7 protein-coding genes are annotated in these 15,649 nt (G+C 40.4%); 6 read left to right on the forward strand and 1 reads right to left on the reverse strand.

The genetic code is table 11. The features are described 5' to 3' along the window. Positions 1-64 precede the first annotated feature (64 nt). The gene (locus B5F08_RS02845) at positions 65-4,036 is read left to right on the forward strand and encodes a discoidin domain-containing protein (protein ID WP_158096194.1); all 3,972 of its coding nucleotides are present in this window, start codon (positions 65-67) and stop codon (positions 4,034-4,036) included. 184 nt (positions 4,037-4,220) lie between these two features. Continuing rightward, the gene (locus tag B5F08_RS02850) at positions 4,221-8,669 is read left to right on the forward strand and encodes a beta-N-acetylglucosaminidase domain-containing protein (protein ID WP_087376313.1); all 4,449 of its coding nucleotides are present in this window, start codon (positions 4,221-4,223) and stop codon (positions 8,667-8,669) included. A gap of 117 nt (positions 8,670-8,786) precedes the next feature. On the opposite strand, the gene B5F08_RS02855 is transcribed toward B5F08_RS02850, so the two are convergent. Next, positions 8,787-9,944: an iron-containing alcohol dehydrogenase gene (locus B5F08_RS02855; protein ID WP_087376314.1), complete on the reverse strand. Its 1,158-nt coding sequence runs from the start codon at positions 9,942-9,944 to the stop codon at positions 8,787-8,789. Between the two features lie 257 nt (positions 9,945-10,201). Here B5F08_RS02855 and B5F08_RS02860 point away from each other — a divergent pair, with 257 nt between their 5' ends. From B5F08_RS02860 to B5F08_RS02875, 4 genes are all read left to right on the forward strand, one after another. Then, on the forward strand, positions 10,202-11,131 hold the full coding sequence (locus tag B5F08_RS02860) for a 4Fe-4S dicluster domain-containing protein (protein WP_087376315.1): 930 nt from the start codon (positions 10,202-10,204) through the stop codon (positions 11,129-11,131). A 244-nt stretch (positions 11,132-11,375) separates the two neighbouring features. After that, entirely contained in the window at positions 11,376-11,816 is a 441-nt protein-coding gene (locus tag B5F08_RS02865; RefSeq protein ID WP_087376316.1) for a MarR family winged helix-turn-helix transcriptional regulator, read from the forward strand. 69 nt (positions 11,817-11,885) lie between these two features. Then, positions 11,886-13,616, forward strand: a complete 1,731-nt coding sequence (locus B5F08_RS02870; protein ID WP_087376317.1) for an ABC transporter ATP-binding protein — start codon at positions 11,886-11,888, stop codon at positions 13,614-13,616. Further along, positions 13,609-15,480 carry an ABC transporter ATP-binding protein gene (locus B5F08_RS02875; RefSeq protein WP_087376318.1) on the forward strand — a complete coding sequence of 624 codons (1,872 nt, stop codon included), beginning with the start codon at positions 13,609-13,611 and terminating at the stop codon, positions 15,478-15,480. The genes B5F08_RS02870 and B5F08_RS02875 overlap by 8 nt, the downstream gene beginning before the upstream one ends. The last annotated feature ends 169 nt before the right edge of the window (positions 15,481-15,649 follow it).

The following is a 15,649-nucleotide window of genomic DNA, read 5'->3' on the forward strand; positions in this document are numbered from 1 at the left end:
ATATTATATAATATTAACAAGGTGATTTTACCAAATTAAAAATAATGAAAAGGAGAAAATGGAGATGAAGAAAAAGTTACTTAGCATAGCTTTGTCAGTTATGATGGTTTTGTCTTCTGTAGGTATGGGCATTTCCGCATTGGCTGAAGAGCTTGCGGCACAGCCTGCTAATAACAATGTTTCAGCCAAAGCTTCCGGTGAACAGGAAGTTGAGACCGTTGAAATGGACACTTTAAAGTATATGACTTTAAATCCACAGGGTCTTGTTTCAAATATGGCTGACGGTTTTGTTGCAGTTACAGAGCAGGGAAACAGCGGAGGCGTTCATTTGAGAACGGCTAAAATCGGAGCTTCAATTACTATTGATTTTAATGGTTCCGGTTTTGAATTTTACGGCAAAAAGGGAAGCGGAGCAGGCGACCTTGAAATTTCTGTTGACGGCGGAGAAGCAGAGGTTGTAAGCGAGTATGTTTCCGGAAATCCGGAATTTGAAGCTTTACTTTACAAGGTTGATTTAGGTGATACAAACGAGGACCACAAAATTGTAATCACAACAAAGCAGGGCACAGTTGCAAATCCTAATTTCAACTTTGACTACTTCAAGGTTATCAGAGAAAAAGAAGAGCCTCCTGTAGTTATTGAAAAGGTTACTGAAAAAGTTGAGATGGAGGATACTTCCAATAAATATATGGTTTTAAATCCATCTGAGCTTGTAGGAAGCGAAGCTGAAATGACAAAGGGCTTTGTTGTTGCAAACGACCCGGGTAACAGCGGCGGCAAGTATCTTAGAACATCAAAAATAGGCGCTACAGTTACAATAACCTTTGAGGGCTGCGGTTTTGAGTTCTATACTAAACTTGGAAACGGCGCAGGTACACTGGGTGTTACTGTGGACGGAGAACCTGTTGAGGATATCTCAGAATATATCGACAGCTCAACTCCTCAGTTCCAGCAGAAGCTCTTGTCACTTGATTTCGGCGACGAGAACAAGGAACACACAATTGTGTTTACAACAAAAGAAACAAGCAAAAATAATTTTAATTTCGACTATTTCAATATTATAAGAGCCGAAGTTGTTCCGGGAGTTATTGTTTCACCTGGAGATACGACCTACTATCTTGATTCATCTGCACAGGACGGCGGCGACGGCAAGACAGAGGCTACAGCTTTTGAAAGTCTTGAGGATATCAATAACATCCAGTTTGCACCTGGCGACAAGATTCTCATCAAGAGAGGTTCAACATTTATCGGCCAGCTCTATCCAAAGGGCAGCGGTTCAGCAGAAAAACCAATTATTATTGACGTTTACGGTGAAGGCAACAAGCCTTTGATTGACGGCAATGGTTTGTATTCAGCAGTACCGTCTTACGGAGCAAACGGCCCGTTCGGCGAGAGCTGTTCAGCGGTTTACCTCTATAATCAGGAATACTGGGAGATAAATAACCTTGCAGTTAAAAACCACACATCAGCCGGCGACCATACATATGAGCTTAGCGGCATAAGAGTAGAAGCTTCCGGCGGTGGTGTTTACAATCATATTTATATTAAGAACTGTGAAATTTCCGATGTAAACGGAAGATCACAGCAGGATGATATCTGGACAGTAAGACCTCAGGGCGGCGGTACAGATTTCTACGGAGCAAGAACAACCCACAGAACCGGTGGTATCAACATTATAAGCTACACCAACAGAGAGAATAACGCTTCTGATAAAACCAATCCGGGAACAATTCTTGACGAAGAGCCTACAATATTCAACGATATTTTGATTGACGGAAACATAATCACAAACTGTGACGCAAACGGTATCACTACTACAAACGTAAAGGGAGAGCTTGACGACGAATCATACAGACATACAAATGTTGTTATCAGCAACAATGAAATTTCTGATGTATCACGTTCAGGTATTATAACTCTTTATACCAGCGGTGTTCTTGTTGAACACAATACTATCAGCAAATTCCAGCAGTATCCTGACGGCTGGGGCTGTGGTGCATGGTGCGACAGAGCAAATAACATGGTTTATCAGTACAACGAAGTTAAAAACGGTGTTGACGCATACGACGGCATGGCATTTAACTTTGACGATATGACACATGACGGTGTTATTCAGTACAACTATATCCATAATAATGCAGGCGGAAGCGTAATGCTTCATGTCAGAACAAATTCCTATAACAGAAATAATACAGTTAGATACAACGTGTGTGTAAATGACTGCCGTGACTATAATGTAAACGAAGCATTTATAGTTTGCACAGGTGAGGACTCTGTAACTCAGCTTGAAAACGCTCAGGTTTACAACAACACCTTTATAAGCTCAAAGGTATTGTATCCGGTAAGCCGTGGTAAGGAGATTGCATTTACAAATAATATTTTCTGCCTTACAAATCCTGAAATGGCAAATAAAGACGGCGCATACAATGCAATAGGCGAACTCACAACATTTAAAAACAACATTTTTGCAGGATATCATCCGGCAAGCGAGCCTAAGAATACAGGAAATAACTCCGGAAATATCTATCTTGGTATAGAAGATGTTTCAAAGCTTTTTGTAAATGCTGACAAGCTTACATCAGTTCAGGGAACAGAAGCAGCCGACACATTTGATGTTGCAAACCTTGCAAAGCTTCTTCCTAATTCACCTGCAATAGACGCAGGCCTTGAAATCAACGGAAGACCTGAAAAAGACTTTGCAGGAAATAATGTAAGTGGTACAGCGGATATAGGTGCTTTCGAGTATGTATCAACTGTAGATAAAACAGCAGTCAATGAGATTTATCAAACATTAAAGGTATTAAATCCTGACTATTACACAGAAGAAACCTATGCAGCAGTAGCTGAGGTTGTTTCTGAACTTGAAGCCGCTCTTATGAACGACAGCCTCACAGAGGAAGATGCAAAGGCTCTTGTAGAGAAAGCCGAAAACGCTTACAATGCATTGAAAGAAAAGGCAGGAGATACAGAAGCTCTGAAAGCAAAGATTGAAGAAGCCGCTTCTTACAGTGAAGATAACTTCAAGCCTGATACTTTTGCAGCTCTTGCAGAAGCTATGAACAATGCACAGAAAGCTTTGGACGGTTTAGAAGCACTTACCGCAAAGCAGGTTGACGAGCTTTCAACAGCCATCGATACAGCAATAGCAGGACTTATCAAGGTTGGTACACCTTCAATAATTCAGCAGGATACAATGACCGCATCATCTCCTCGTTCACATTCAGGAAATGAAGCTAAGTATGCTATAGACGGAAACACAAGCTCAATTTGGCATACAATCTGGTCAAGCTCAGAGGGTCAGATGCCTGTAATTTCCGAAAACGGAAGAGATAACTATATTACACTTGATTTGGGAGAAAATAAGTCCGTAACAAGACTTACATATCTGCCAAGACAGGATTCTTCCAAGAACGGAGATATTGCAGGATATAAGATTATGTACAGCACAACTGCTGACGGTGACGATTTCGTAGAAATTGCCAGCGGAACATGGGAAAACAACAAGACATTGAAGGTTGTTGATTTTGACCTTGTAAATGCAAGAAGAATAAGACTTGTTGCCACAAGCACATTGGGCGACTCAGCAAATACATTTATAAGCGCAACAGAAATCAATCTTTACTGCACAGATTACAGTGCACTTCAGGAAAAAACTTCCGAAGCTCAGAAGCTTTATGATGACGGCACAGGTATCTATACACAGGAGTCTTTGCAGGCTTTGAAAGCAGCTATTGACAAGGCAAATGAAGTCCTCGGCAATGCAGATGCAACACAGGAGGAAATCGACGCAGCTGAAATCGCAGTTGTAAAAGCAGTAAAGGGACTTGAAAAGATTGAGGATACCCATATTACCGGAGATGTAAACGGCGACGGTAAGGTGGGAGTTGAGGATGTAACATTTATTCAGGAGTATTTGGTATTGATCAGAGATGATATCAATTTTGAATATGCTGACCTTAACAACGACTCAAAGATAACTGTTATTGATGCTACAATAGTTCAGCTCATAATTTCCGGTGATTACAATGGTCAATAAAGAAGATATGATGTGAATTTCCGGAAATAAATTGACAATTCATATGGATTTCGTGTAAAATAAATACAGGTGTACAGTGTTTTGCTGTACACCTGTAAATCGTATTTTAGAAAGTTTAGTCCACATAAATAAAATATAATTTACTGTGGATTTCGCTTAATAAAAAATATGAAAGGAGTACAAAATGAGAACACAAATTAAAAAAGCAGTGGGCATCATAATTGCCGCTATGATTGTTATATCATCATGCCTTGCAGCGTCTGCCTATACTGCGCCTGTACAGGATGGAGTTGAAAGCATCCTTGCGGACGGATATTCAACAGATCCCAACAGATATGAGATCTATCCTTTGCCGCAGTCAATTGTCTATGACAATGAGGAAACACCAACTTCATTTGAAATTACAAAAGAGGTCAATGTAGTTTATGACAACGACACTGACGCAGCAACAAAGGCCTTCCTTAATGAAGTACTTGATAAGTACGGCATTAAAGCAACAGAAGGAACACAGACAGTTTCCGATAAGACAAATATCCTTGTCGGAGTAAAGGACAGCGGAGGTGCTGCTGACACATATGTAAAGGAAAATATCACAATCAAAAACGAAACACTTTTTGATAACTATAATCCTTATGTTCTCAGCGCAAAAGAAGGAACAATAGCAATTCTCGGCGGCGATACAGACAGCGCATACTATGGTATCGCAACATTGCAGATGATGTTCTCATCATTTGCAGGAGAGAAGTTCCTTACCGCTCAGATTGAGGACTATGCAAATGTGCTCTACAGAGGTTTCATTGAGGGTATGTATGCAATCTGGAACGACGAGGGCAGAGAAAGCCTTATGCGTTTTGCAAGAGATTACAAGATGAATACATACATCTATGCCTCAAAGAGCGACCCTTATCACACAAGCCTTTGCTATGAGCTTTATCCTGAGGATCAGATAAATGCGATTGCAGAGCTTGCAAAAATCGGTGAAGAAACAAAATGCTATTATGCATGGTCTGCACATATTGCAGGTTTCTTCTCAGGACTTAATGTAAACGATACAGAAGCTTACGAGGCAAGATATGCAAAGCTCCTTGCTAAATTCCAGCAGCTTTATGATGCAGGTGTAAGAAGATTTGCTATTCTTAACGATGACTTCCCTGCAGGACAGGTTTCTGACGTTGTTACACTAATCAACAGACTTATGGATGAATTTATCAAGCCAAACGGCTGTGAGATGATAGCTTACTGCCCTAACGGATATAACAAAGCATGGCTTGGAAGCAGCAATGAACTTGATATCCTCAACGGACTTGATGATTCAATAATGCTTTTCTGGACAGGTGACGATGTAAACTCACCTATGACTCAGGAAACAATTGACTATGCTCAGACCAAGTTTGACGGAGATATCTGCTTCTGGCTTAACTACCCTGTAAACGAGCATGGTAAATCCGGTATGTTCCTTGGAGATATCACTCATTATGCACGTGATAATGTAAAGATGAAGGGCGCAGTTTCAAATCCATGCCTTTATCCTGAGGCAAGTAAGGTTGCCCTCTATCAGCTTGCGGCTCTCTGGTGGAACAATACAAACTACAGCGAACACGCAGAAGAAATATGGCTCAGCTCCTATAAATATCTCCAGCCGGAGGTTTACTCTGCTTTTACAACAGTAGGAAGAAATATTTCCAACGCACCAGGTTCAGGAAGAGTTCCTCAGGGATTCCCTGAAAGCGAATATATCAAGGAAGCTTTGGAGAGCGTTGAAGCAAAGATTTTAAACGGCGACGATATCACCAACGATAATGAAGTGAAGGAACTGCTGACAGAATTTGAAAATATTATAAATGCAGTTGATACTATGAAGACAAGCTGTGACAATCAGTCACTTATTGACGAGCTTACCCCTTGGTTTAATTCTTTGCAGAATGTTACAGCAGCTGCTAAGAGCGTTGTAGAAGGCGTTATAGCTTTTCAGTCAGGTGATACAGGAACTGCATGGGATATGTTCTCACAGGCGGTTGAGCAGTATGACAAATATGACAGCTTTACCTACCTTAACGGCGACGGCAATTACAGCACAGCTTTGGCAGGAAGCAAGAGAATAGAGCCATTCGTATCAGAGGTACTTCCTGTTCTCGAAAAGGCAGTTATGGATGTTGTTGACCCTGACGGCTCATGTACAGGAAACGATGATATCGGCTTTATGGGCGTAATCGGCGGAAATAAAGTTGAGGCAAACGCAAATACAGACAAGCTTTTTGACGGCGATGACAGCACAGTAATGTCATTCAATACAGTTCAGAAAGCAAACGACTATATCGGCTGGAATTTCGGAGCTGTTACAAAGGTAACATCAGTTAGAATTCTCAACGGTTCTTCAAGCACAGACCACGATAAGATTTATCAGGCTGTTCTTGAGTATTCAACCGATGGAAACAGCTGGACAGAAATCAAGCAAATGAACTGTGAAGAAGAGTTCGTTGCTGATAATCTCAATGTTGAGGCTAAATACATCCGCCTCAGAATTACAGGATTTGACAATCCTGCGAACCCATCCAAGAAGGATTACTGGCTCCATGTAAGAGCTTTTGATATCGAATTTGATGACAATAGAATCTATACAAATATTGAAAACACACAGAACCTTGCAGTTACACAGAACGGAGACGACTACACATTGACAGGTATTTCAGGTATTACACTTGAAAAAGGTCAGTATGTGGGAATAGCTCTTCCTAAGGCTGTAATCGGAGCAAACTTAGCTCTCTCTGAGACTGCAAGTGCTTTGAATGCAAACGGACTTTCATTGGTATACTCAGCAAACGGCGACGTATGGAAAGATGCAGAGTCTATAAGCGGAGCTGTTGTGAAATATGCAGTTATCAGAAATGACGGAACAGAGCCTGTTACAGTTAATGCACAGAGCCTTGTTCTTACAATTTCATCCGATGAAATTTCTGGAAAAATGATAGAAAACTCCCTTAGCAACGCTCTTAAAGAGGGAAGCTGGGATAACGTATTTGACGGCGACTATTCAACATATGCCTGGACAAATGAAGGACAGGTAAAGGGTCAGTATTTCATATTCGACTTGGGCAAGGAGATGCCGGTTAACGAAGTTAAAATGGTATTCTCAGACAATCCTGTAAAGCCAAGACTTTATAATGCTGAACTCCAGATTGCCTCTGAACTTGAAGGCGAATGGACTACAATTAAGACATTCAATAATGACCTTGTAAACGACTATGCCCTTGAAGGCAATTACAGAATAGCATATGCAGACGGTAACGGAAAGACAGCCAGATATGTGAAAATTCTGGTAGGCGATGTTCCGGCAGAGGCAGGAAATCCATTCTTGAGAATTCATGAAATTGATATCAACTATGATACTCCTAAGGCTGTTCCGGGAATTACAGGTACAGTTCAGGGCGATTACACTGCAATAGCTGATAAGGACCTTACAACACTCTTTACAGCTTCTGCACCTGCAAATCAGGACGACTACATTCTTTATGAGCTTACAGATTCAATCTATGTAAACAGACTCGTTGTGCTTCAGACAGAGGATTGCGTTGGCAAGGTAAGAGCAATCGCAATTGACAAGGACGGAGCAGAACACGATTTGGGTGTACTCAATGAGAAAGTAAACACACTTAATATTGATTACGGCGCATCTAAAGAGGAAAACAATGTAGCAAGTCTGAAACTCGTTTATGACCAGGGCGCAGTTCCTGCTATATATGAGATTGTTTCCGTATATTCAGATCCTGAAGAGCCACAGCCGGAGCCTATAACAAATATCGCTCTCAAAAAGACTGTAGAGGTTTCAGGAAATGAAGTTGAAGGTCAGTGGGGCCCTGAGCTTGCAGTTGACGGAATTGACAACACAGATGTTTCAAGATGGTCTGCTGCTATAATGAACAACAAGGACGGTTCAGCTCAGATTCCACAGTGGTATACCATTGATTTGGGAGAGGGCAAAAAGGCTGTAGATGTTGAAAGCATTGTAATTAAATTCTATAAGAAGGTTTGGTCTACAGACTATATTATCGAAACAAGTGCCGACGGCAAATCCTGGACAAAGGTTGCTGAAAAGACAAGAGATAACGGCGGCGATTTGGATATTATCGATACCTTTACAAGTGAGTCCGGCAGCGGTGAGCTTCAGAGATATGTAAGATTTACATTCAATAAGGTAAATGAAAATGCAGCCGGCTGGTCAGTTTCCGTAAGAGAATTTGAAATTTACGGAAGACTTGCAGATGCTGATAAAGAGCCTGTTGAAATCATGGGCGATATCAACAAGAACGGTAATTTGGATATAGGTGATGCGACTATTCTCCAGAGTTACCTTGCAAGACAGATTGATATAAATGACCCTGCTTTTGACTTCTCACATGCAGACCTGAGCAACGACGGAAAACTTACTGTGCTGGATGCAACACTTATTCAGATAGCTGTTGCAAAGGGTGAAACACCTGTTGTTCCAACAGATCCGACAGAAGAAACTACAGAACCTACAGAGCCAACAACAGACCCAACAGAAGAAACTACAGAATCTACAGAACCAACAACAGATCCTACAGAGGAAACCACAGACGAAGACTATGAGCTTCCTTTTGTTCCTGCTGACTGATTTTCTTAGTTTATAAAACGAAGAAGGCTGCGGCAATATGCCGCAGCCTTTGATATTTAAAGCAAAACGGCTGAGAGTTGAATTCCCAGCTGTTTTTTATTTAAGTATAAATCTTAATTACAAAGCCATTTCGTATATCTTTTTAACATCTTCAGCGGTTAAGGCAACAAAAGCATCCTCAAGACCGGCGCTTGCCTTTTTAGCCATAACATCAAGAAGCTTGTCGTCAATGCCAACCTCGTGGAGAGTTGAAGGCATACCGAGAGCATTGAAGTATTCTCTTGTCTTTTTAATTGCTTCCTTGGCGATATCGTACTTGTCCATGTTTTTATCAATATCCCAAACATTAACGCCGTACTGAGCAAACTTGTCAACGGTTTTGTCGCTTAAAACATATTCCATCCAGTAAGGTGTCAAAATTGCAAGACCTGCGCCGTGAGTTATATCGTAATATGCGCTGAGCTCGTGCTCCATTGGGTGAATTGTCCATGCAACAGGCTTACCCCAGGTAAGAGTGTCGTTGATTGCCCAGCTGCTTGACCACATAAGGTTTGCTCTTGCTTCGTAGTTGTCAGGCTCATCGATTGCTATTACACCGAAATGGATAACTGTTTTCAGCAAGGCTTCTGCCATTCTGTCCTGCATATATCCCTCACCGTTGGAGAAATATATTTCAAGAATGTGTGAGATAATGTCGGAAGTGCCGGCTCCTGTCTGGAACTTATTTACAGTAAATGTGTATGTAGGGTCAAGGATTGAAGCTACAGGACGCATTTTAGGATGACCTAAACCGATTTTGTCGTTGGTTTCCATATTTGAGATAACAGCGAATGTGTCCATTTCGGAACCGGTAGCGGATAAGGTCAAAACGCTTATAACCGGAGTAACATCTGTTATCTTGGAGGGGTCAACAACGATATCCCATGGGTCGCCGCCATAATGTGCGCTGGCTGCAATTACCTTAGCACAGTCAATAGTTGAACCGCCGCCGATAGGAATTACAACATCAATGTTTTCCTGTTTGCAGATATCTGCGCCTTTTTTAACTGTTGTAACTCTTGGGTTTGGCTCAACGCCGGAAAGCTCGAGGCAGTCAACTCCTGCTTCTGCAAGATATTTCTTAGCATCGTCAAGGATGCCGTTTCTCTTTACGCTTCCGCCGCCGTAAACGATGAGAGCTTTTTTACCATACTTTTTGGCTATAGAGCCGATATTTTTAATCTGACCTTTTCCAAACCATATTTCGGTTGGAATAGAATAGGTAAAGTTTATCATTATAATTCTCTCCTTTAATATAAGATTACAATAATTATACTATTTAATTGGTGGTCTGTAAATGATATTTTGTTGAAAATTGATATTTTAATAGCGAATTTTTTTAAGAAATTATAAAAACTAAAGTGCGTCTAACACTATTATGTATTATTATGGAAATATAATAAATTATTATTTTATTTTATGAAACAGATGTGGTATAATATAATCAAAGGAAAATGTATGGTATCTGTCAATTTTAAGGAGGCTTCATCACAATGGATAACAAAACAAACATCAAGCAGGAAGATATAACCAGAGTTAAAGCGATGGGTTTTCTGTGGAACAAAGGTACAGAATGTTTTAACGGACGTGTTATCACACGCAACGGAAAGATTACAGCAGAAGAGTGCAAATGCATATCTGAGGCTGCTGAGAAGTTCGGCAACGGCAATATAGCCATGACAACAAGACTTACTATGGAAGTACAGGGTATTCCATATGAGAAGATTGATGATTTCAGAGCCTTTGTAGCACAGGCAGGTCTTGAAACAGGTGGCACAGGTGATAAGGTTCGTCCTGTTGTAAGCTGTAAGGGTACTACATGTCATTTCGGTCTTATTGACACATATGCAATTTCTGAAGAAATTCACAAAAGATTTTTCAAAGGTTACGGCAATGTGAAGCTTCCTCATAAATTTAAAATAGCAGTTGGCGGATGTCCAAACAACTGTGTAAAGCCTGACCTTAACGATATTGGCATTGTAGGTCAGCGTATACGTCATTTTAATACAGAAAAATGCCGTGGATGTAAAAAATGTATGATAGCTCAGGCATGTCCTATGGGAGCAATTAAAGTTGAAAACGGAGTTGCAGTGACAGATAAGAGCATATGCAACAACTGCGGCAGATGTATCACAAAGTGTCCTTTCCACGCAAACGACGAATATGAAACAGCATACCGCATATACATCGGAGGCCGCTGGGGCAAGAAAACAGCAATGGGCAGATCTTTGAGCGTTTTGCTTAAGAGTGAGGAAGAGGTATACAATGTAGTTGAAAGCGCATTGCTTTTCTTTAAAGAAAACGGAAACAAAAAAGAGAGATTTGCAGACCTTGTTACAAGAATGGGATTTGAAAACGTTGAGAAACAGCTTTTGAGCGGAGAGCTGCTCAAGAGAAAAGAGGAAATAATTGCAAAGGAATAAAATGAATAATTTGCAGTTAAGTCCTGCATATTTTACACAAAAAAGATAATAGAATGTTAAGTGACGCTGGAAAGTTATTTTCCGGCGTCTTTGTGTTTTTGTGAAAAATATGTATAGAAAAGGTGAATGTTGAAAGAACTTATGTCAGTTTGTTGCCAAAGCTGAAAGTGGCATGTTTTTTGTTGACAACACTTTTATTTTAAACTATAATATTGTTAGCATGATAACTATTTAGGAGGCGGCTATGAATAGCAAAACACATCTTGGCCTTGAAATCAAAGTACTGTCTAATTTACTTAAAAGAAAGGTTCACTGTTTCTTGCCTCAGATAAATGCACAGCTTACTGACAGCGAACGTCAGGTGATAGGATTTTTGTATCATAATAAGGACAAAGACATTTTTCAGAGAGATGTGGAATTAAAATTTGTAATCAGAAGGTCAACAGCATCCAGAATGCTAAAAGGACTTGAAGAGAAAAATTTTATAACCAGAGAACCTGTTAAGGGTGATGCTAGACTGAAAAAAATATGTCTGACACCTATGGCTCAGACGATGCAGGCAAATGTCCTTAATAGACTTGACGATTTTGAAGATTTGCTGAGCAGAGGAATATCAGAGGAAGAAATGAACGTATTTTTTACTGTTGCAGAAAAAATAAAAAAGAACCTTGAAGAGGTACAGTGATTTCAGATGTAGACGTTTATTGCCGAACATGCGATTTTTGAAACGAACATTTGTAAGGAGGTAACAAAGATGATAAAAAGATTGGCGTCGAGCATAAGAGAGTATAAGAAAGACTCGATTTTAACGCCTGTTTTTGTATCATGTGAGGTGTTGATGGAGGTTATAATACCCTTGCTTATGGCAAACCTCATTGACAAAGGCATCGAAGTCGGAGATATGAATTATATCTTCTGGATGGGCCTTGTGCTTATTGTGCTTACAGTAGCAGCGCTTGTATTCGGTGCATTATCCGGTAAATGCGCAGCTAAAGCATCCGCAGGTTTTGCGGCAAATTTAAGAAAAGACATGTATTACAACGTGCAGAATTTTTCTTTCTCAAACATTGACAATTTTTCCACAGCGGGTATTGTCACAAGGCTTACAACTGACGTTACAAATGTTCAGAACGCCTACATGATGCTTATACGTTCAGCAGTTCGATGCCCGCTTATGCTTGTTTTTGCGCTTATAATGACATTTACAATAAACGCAAAATTTGCAGGAATGTTCTTTTTGGTAATAATAGTGCTGGGCATAGGACTTATAGCCATATTCAAGTCAGCTCACCCGATATTCGAGAGAGTATTCAAGACTTATGATGTACTGAACACTGTAGTTCAGGAAAACGTTACAGGTATCAGAGTTGTAAAGTCCTTTGTAAGGGAAGACTATGAAAAGAAAAAAATGGGAAAAGTTTCCGATAAGATTTTCAAGGACTTTACAAAGGCTGAGAGAATAGTAACACTCAACGCACCGCTTATGATGTTCTGCGTTTACGGATGTATGCTTCTTATAGCATGGTTCGGCGCAAACTTTGTAGTAGGCGGAGAGATGACAACAGGTAACATCACCAGCCTTTTCACCTATGTAATGCAAATTCTTATGAGTATGATGTTCCTTTCAATGGTTGCCGTTATGATAATCATGGCAAGAGCATCAGCAGAAAGAATTGTTGAAGTATTAGAAGAGGTAAGCGACCTTCAGAACTGTGAAAACCCAATTACAGAAATCCCTGATGGTTCAGTTGTTTTTGATAATGTAAACTTCAGCTATAAAAAGAACAGAAAGTTTTGTTTAAGCGATGTAAACCTTGAAATTAAATCAGGTGAAACAATCGGAATAATCGGAGGAACAGGTTCTTCAAAAACATCACTTGTACAGCTTATTCCAAGACTTTATGACGCAACAGAAGGCGTGGTAAAAGTCGGCGGTATAGATGTAAGAAAGTATGATATTGAAAGCCTCAGAAACGAAGTTTCAATGGTTCTTCAGAAGAACGTGCTTTTCTCCGGAACTATAAAGGAGAACCTCAGATGGGGTAATGAAAATGCCACAGATGAGGAGATAGTGAGAGTATGTAAGCTTGCCCAGGCTGATGACTTTGTATCAGCTTTCCCACAGGGATATGATACATATATAGAGCAGGGCGGTTCTAACGTGTCCGGCGGACAGAAGCAGAGATTGTGTATAGCAAGAGCGTTGCTTAAAAAGCCGAAGATACTTATTCTTGACGACTCCACCAGTGCAGTTGATACCAAGACAGACGCCCTTATCAGAAAGGCTATGCGTGAGGAGATACCTAACACAACAAAATTCATAATTGCACAGAGAATTTCCTCTGTTGAGGACGCAGATAAAATCATTGTAATGGACGGAGGAAAGGTAACTGCCTTTGGCCCGCATAAGCAGCTTTTAAAAACAAGCGAAATCTATCGTGAAGTTTACGAATCTCAGACGAGAGGAGGCGGCGATGATGAGTAAAAAGAAAAAAGTATCAAGAAAGCATACAGCCGGCAGACTTTTGGGCTATGTATTCAAAGGTTATAAGCTGAGATTTTTCGTGGTAACAATTTGTATTCTTGTCAGCGCAATAGTAACTGTTGTAGGTTCACTGTTTATACAGAAACTCATCGATGATTTTATAACACCTTTGTCCCAGTCGCCAAACCCTGATTTTTCAGGCTTGTTGAAAGCGGTTGGAATAATGGCTGTAATTTACGCCTCAGGTGTACTTTCCACTTTCCTTTATAACAGAATGATGGTTAGTATTTCACAGGGCGTTTTGAAAGATATAAGAATGGAAATGTTCTCAAAGATGCAGAGCCTTCCAATCAGATATTTTGATACCCACACCCATGGCGACATAATGAGCCATTACACAAACGATACAGACGCACTCAGACAGATGCTTTCACAGAGTATCCCCCAGATACTTTCAGCAAGCGTATCAGTTATATTTGTATTCTTTACAATGATTTTCACAAACTGGGCGCTTACTTTGGTTGTTATATTGGGCTGTGTAATAATGTTCGCAACAATCAAGTTTATTACAGGAAAGAGCTCCCGTTACTTTGTAAAGCAGCAGATATCCCTCGGCGATATCAACGGTTATATCGAAGAGATGATAGGCGGACAGAAGGTTGTAAAGGTTTTCTGTCACGAGGAAAAAGCCAAGGAAGCCTTTGATAAACACAATGACGAATTGAGAAAGAATGCAGATAACGCAAACAAATATGCAAATATTTTGATGCCTATAATGCAGAACCTGGGAAACCTCCAGTATGTGCTTATAGCTATTGTAGGCGGTCTTTTGGCAGTAAACGGACTTGCAGGAATGACACTGGGAACAATCGCAGCATTCCTCCAGCTTTCAAAAAGCTTTACCCAGCCTCTGGGTCAGTGCTCACAGCAGCTCAATGCTGTTATTATGGCTCTTGCCGGAGCACAGAGAATTTTCGAGCTTATGGACGAAGAGCCTGAGCAGGACGAGGGATATGTAACACTTGTAAACTCTCAGTATGTTGACGGCAAGCTTACAGAGGCTGACCACCGTACAGGTTCATGGGCTTGGAAACATCCACACGGCGACGGAACAGTTACATACACACCGCTCACAGGTGATGTAAGAATGTTTGACGTTGACTTTGGATATGTTCCTGAAAAGACAGTTCTTCACAACGTAACACTGTACGCAAAGCCGGGACAAAAGGTTGCTTTTGTTGGTTCTACAGGTGCCGGAAAGACAACTATCACAAACCTCATCAACAGATTTTATGATATTGCAGACGGTAAAATCAGATACGATGATATCAATATCAATAAGATTAAAAAGAGCGACCTTAGAAAATCTTTGGGTATCGTATTGCAGGATACAAACCTGTTTACCGGAACCGTAAAAGAAAACATCAGATACGGAAAGCTCGATGCAACAAATGAAGAGATAATAAGAGCGGCAAAGATAGCCAATGCTCACGACTTCATTACAAGACTTCCGGAAGGTTATGATACAATGCTCACAGGCAACGGCGCAAACCTTTCACAGGGTCAGCGTCAGCTTATAGCAATAGCACGTGCCGCAGTAGCAGACCCGCCTGTTATGATACTTGACGAAGCTACATCAAGTATTGATACAAGAACAGAGGCATTGGTACAGAAAGGTATGGATAGACTTATGGAGGGCAGAACAGTATTTGTTATTGCCCACAGGCTTTCAACTGTAAGAAATTCCGATGCTATTATGGTTCTTGAACACGGCAGAATTATAGAGCGTGGCAGCCATGACGAGCTTATTGCAAAGCGTGGAAAGTATTATCAGCTTTACACAGGTGCTTTTGAGCTTGAGTAAAAACTTACAAAAATACAAAATTATAATAGGTTAATTTATGTAATAAATGCCAAATTTTAACCGTGAACCTTACAATTTTGTAAGGTTCACGGTTTTGCTGTTTTTTTATGATATAATCACTATAAGGTCAGTAAAGTTATAAATAAGGAAAAATTATTATATCCTTTAT

Origin of the sequence: Anaeromassilibacillus sp. An172, assembly GCF_002160515.1 — a bacterium.
GTDB lineage: Bacteria > Bacillota > Clostridia > Oscillospirales > Acutalibacteraceae > Limousia > Limousia pullorum.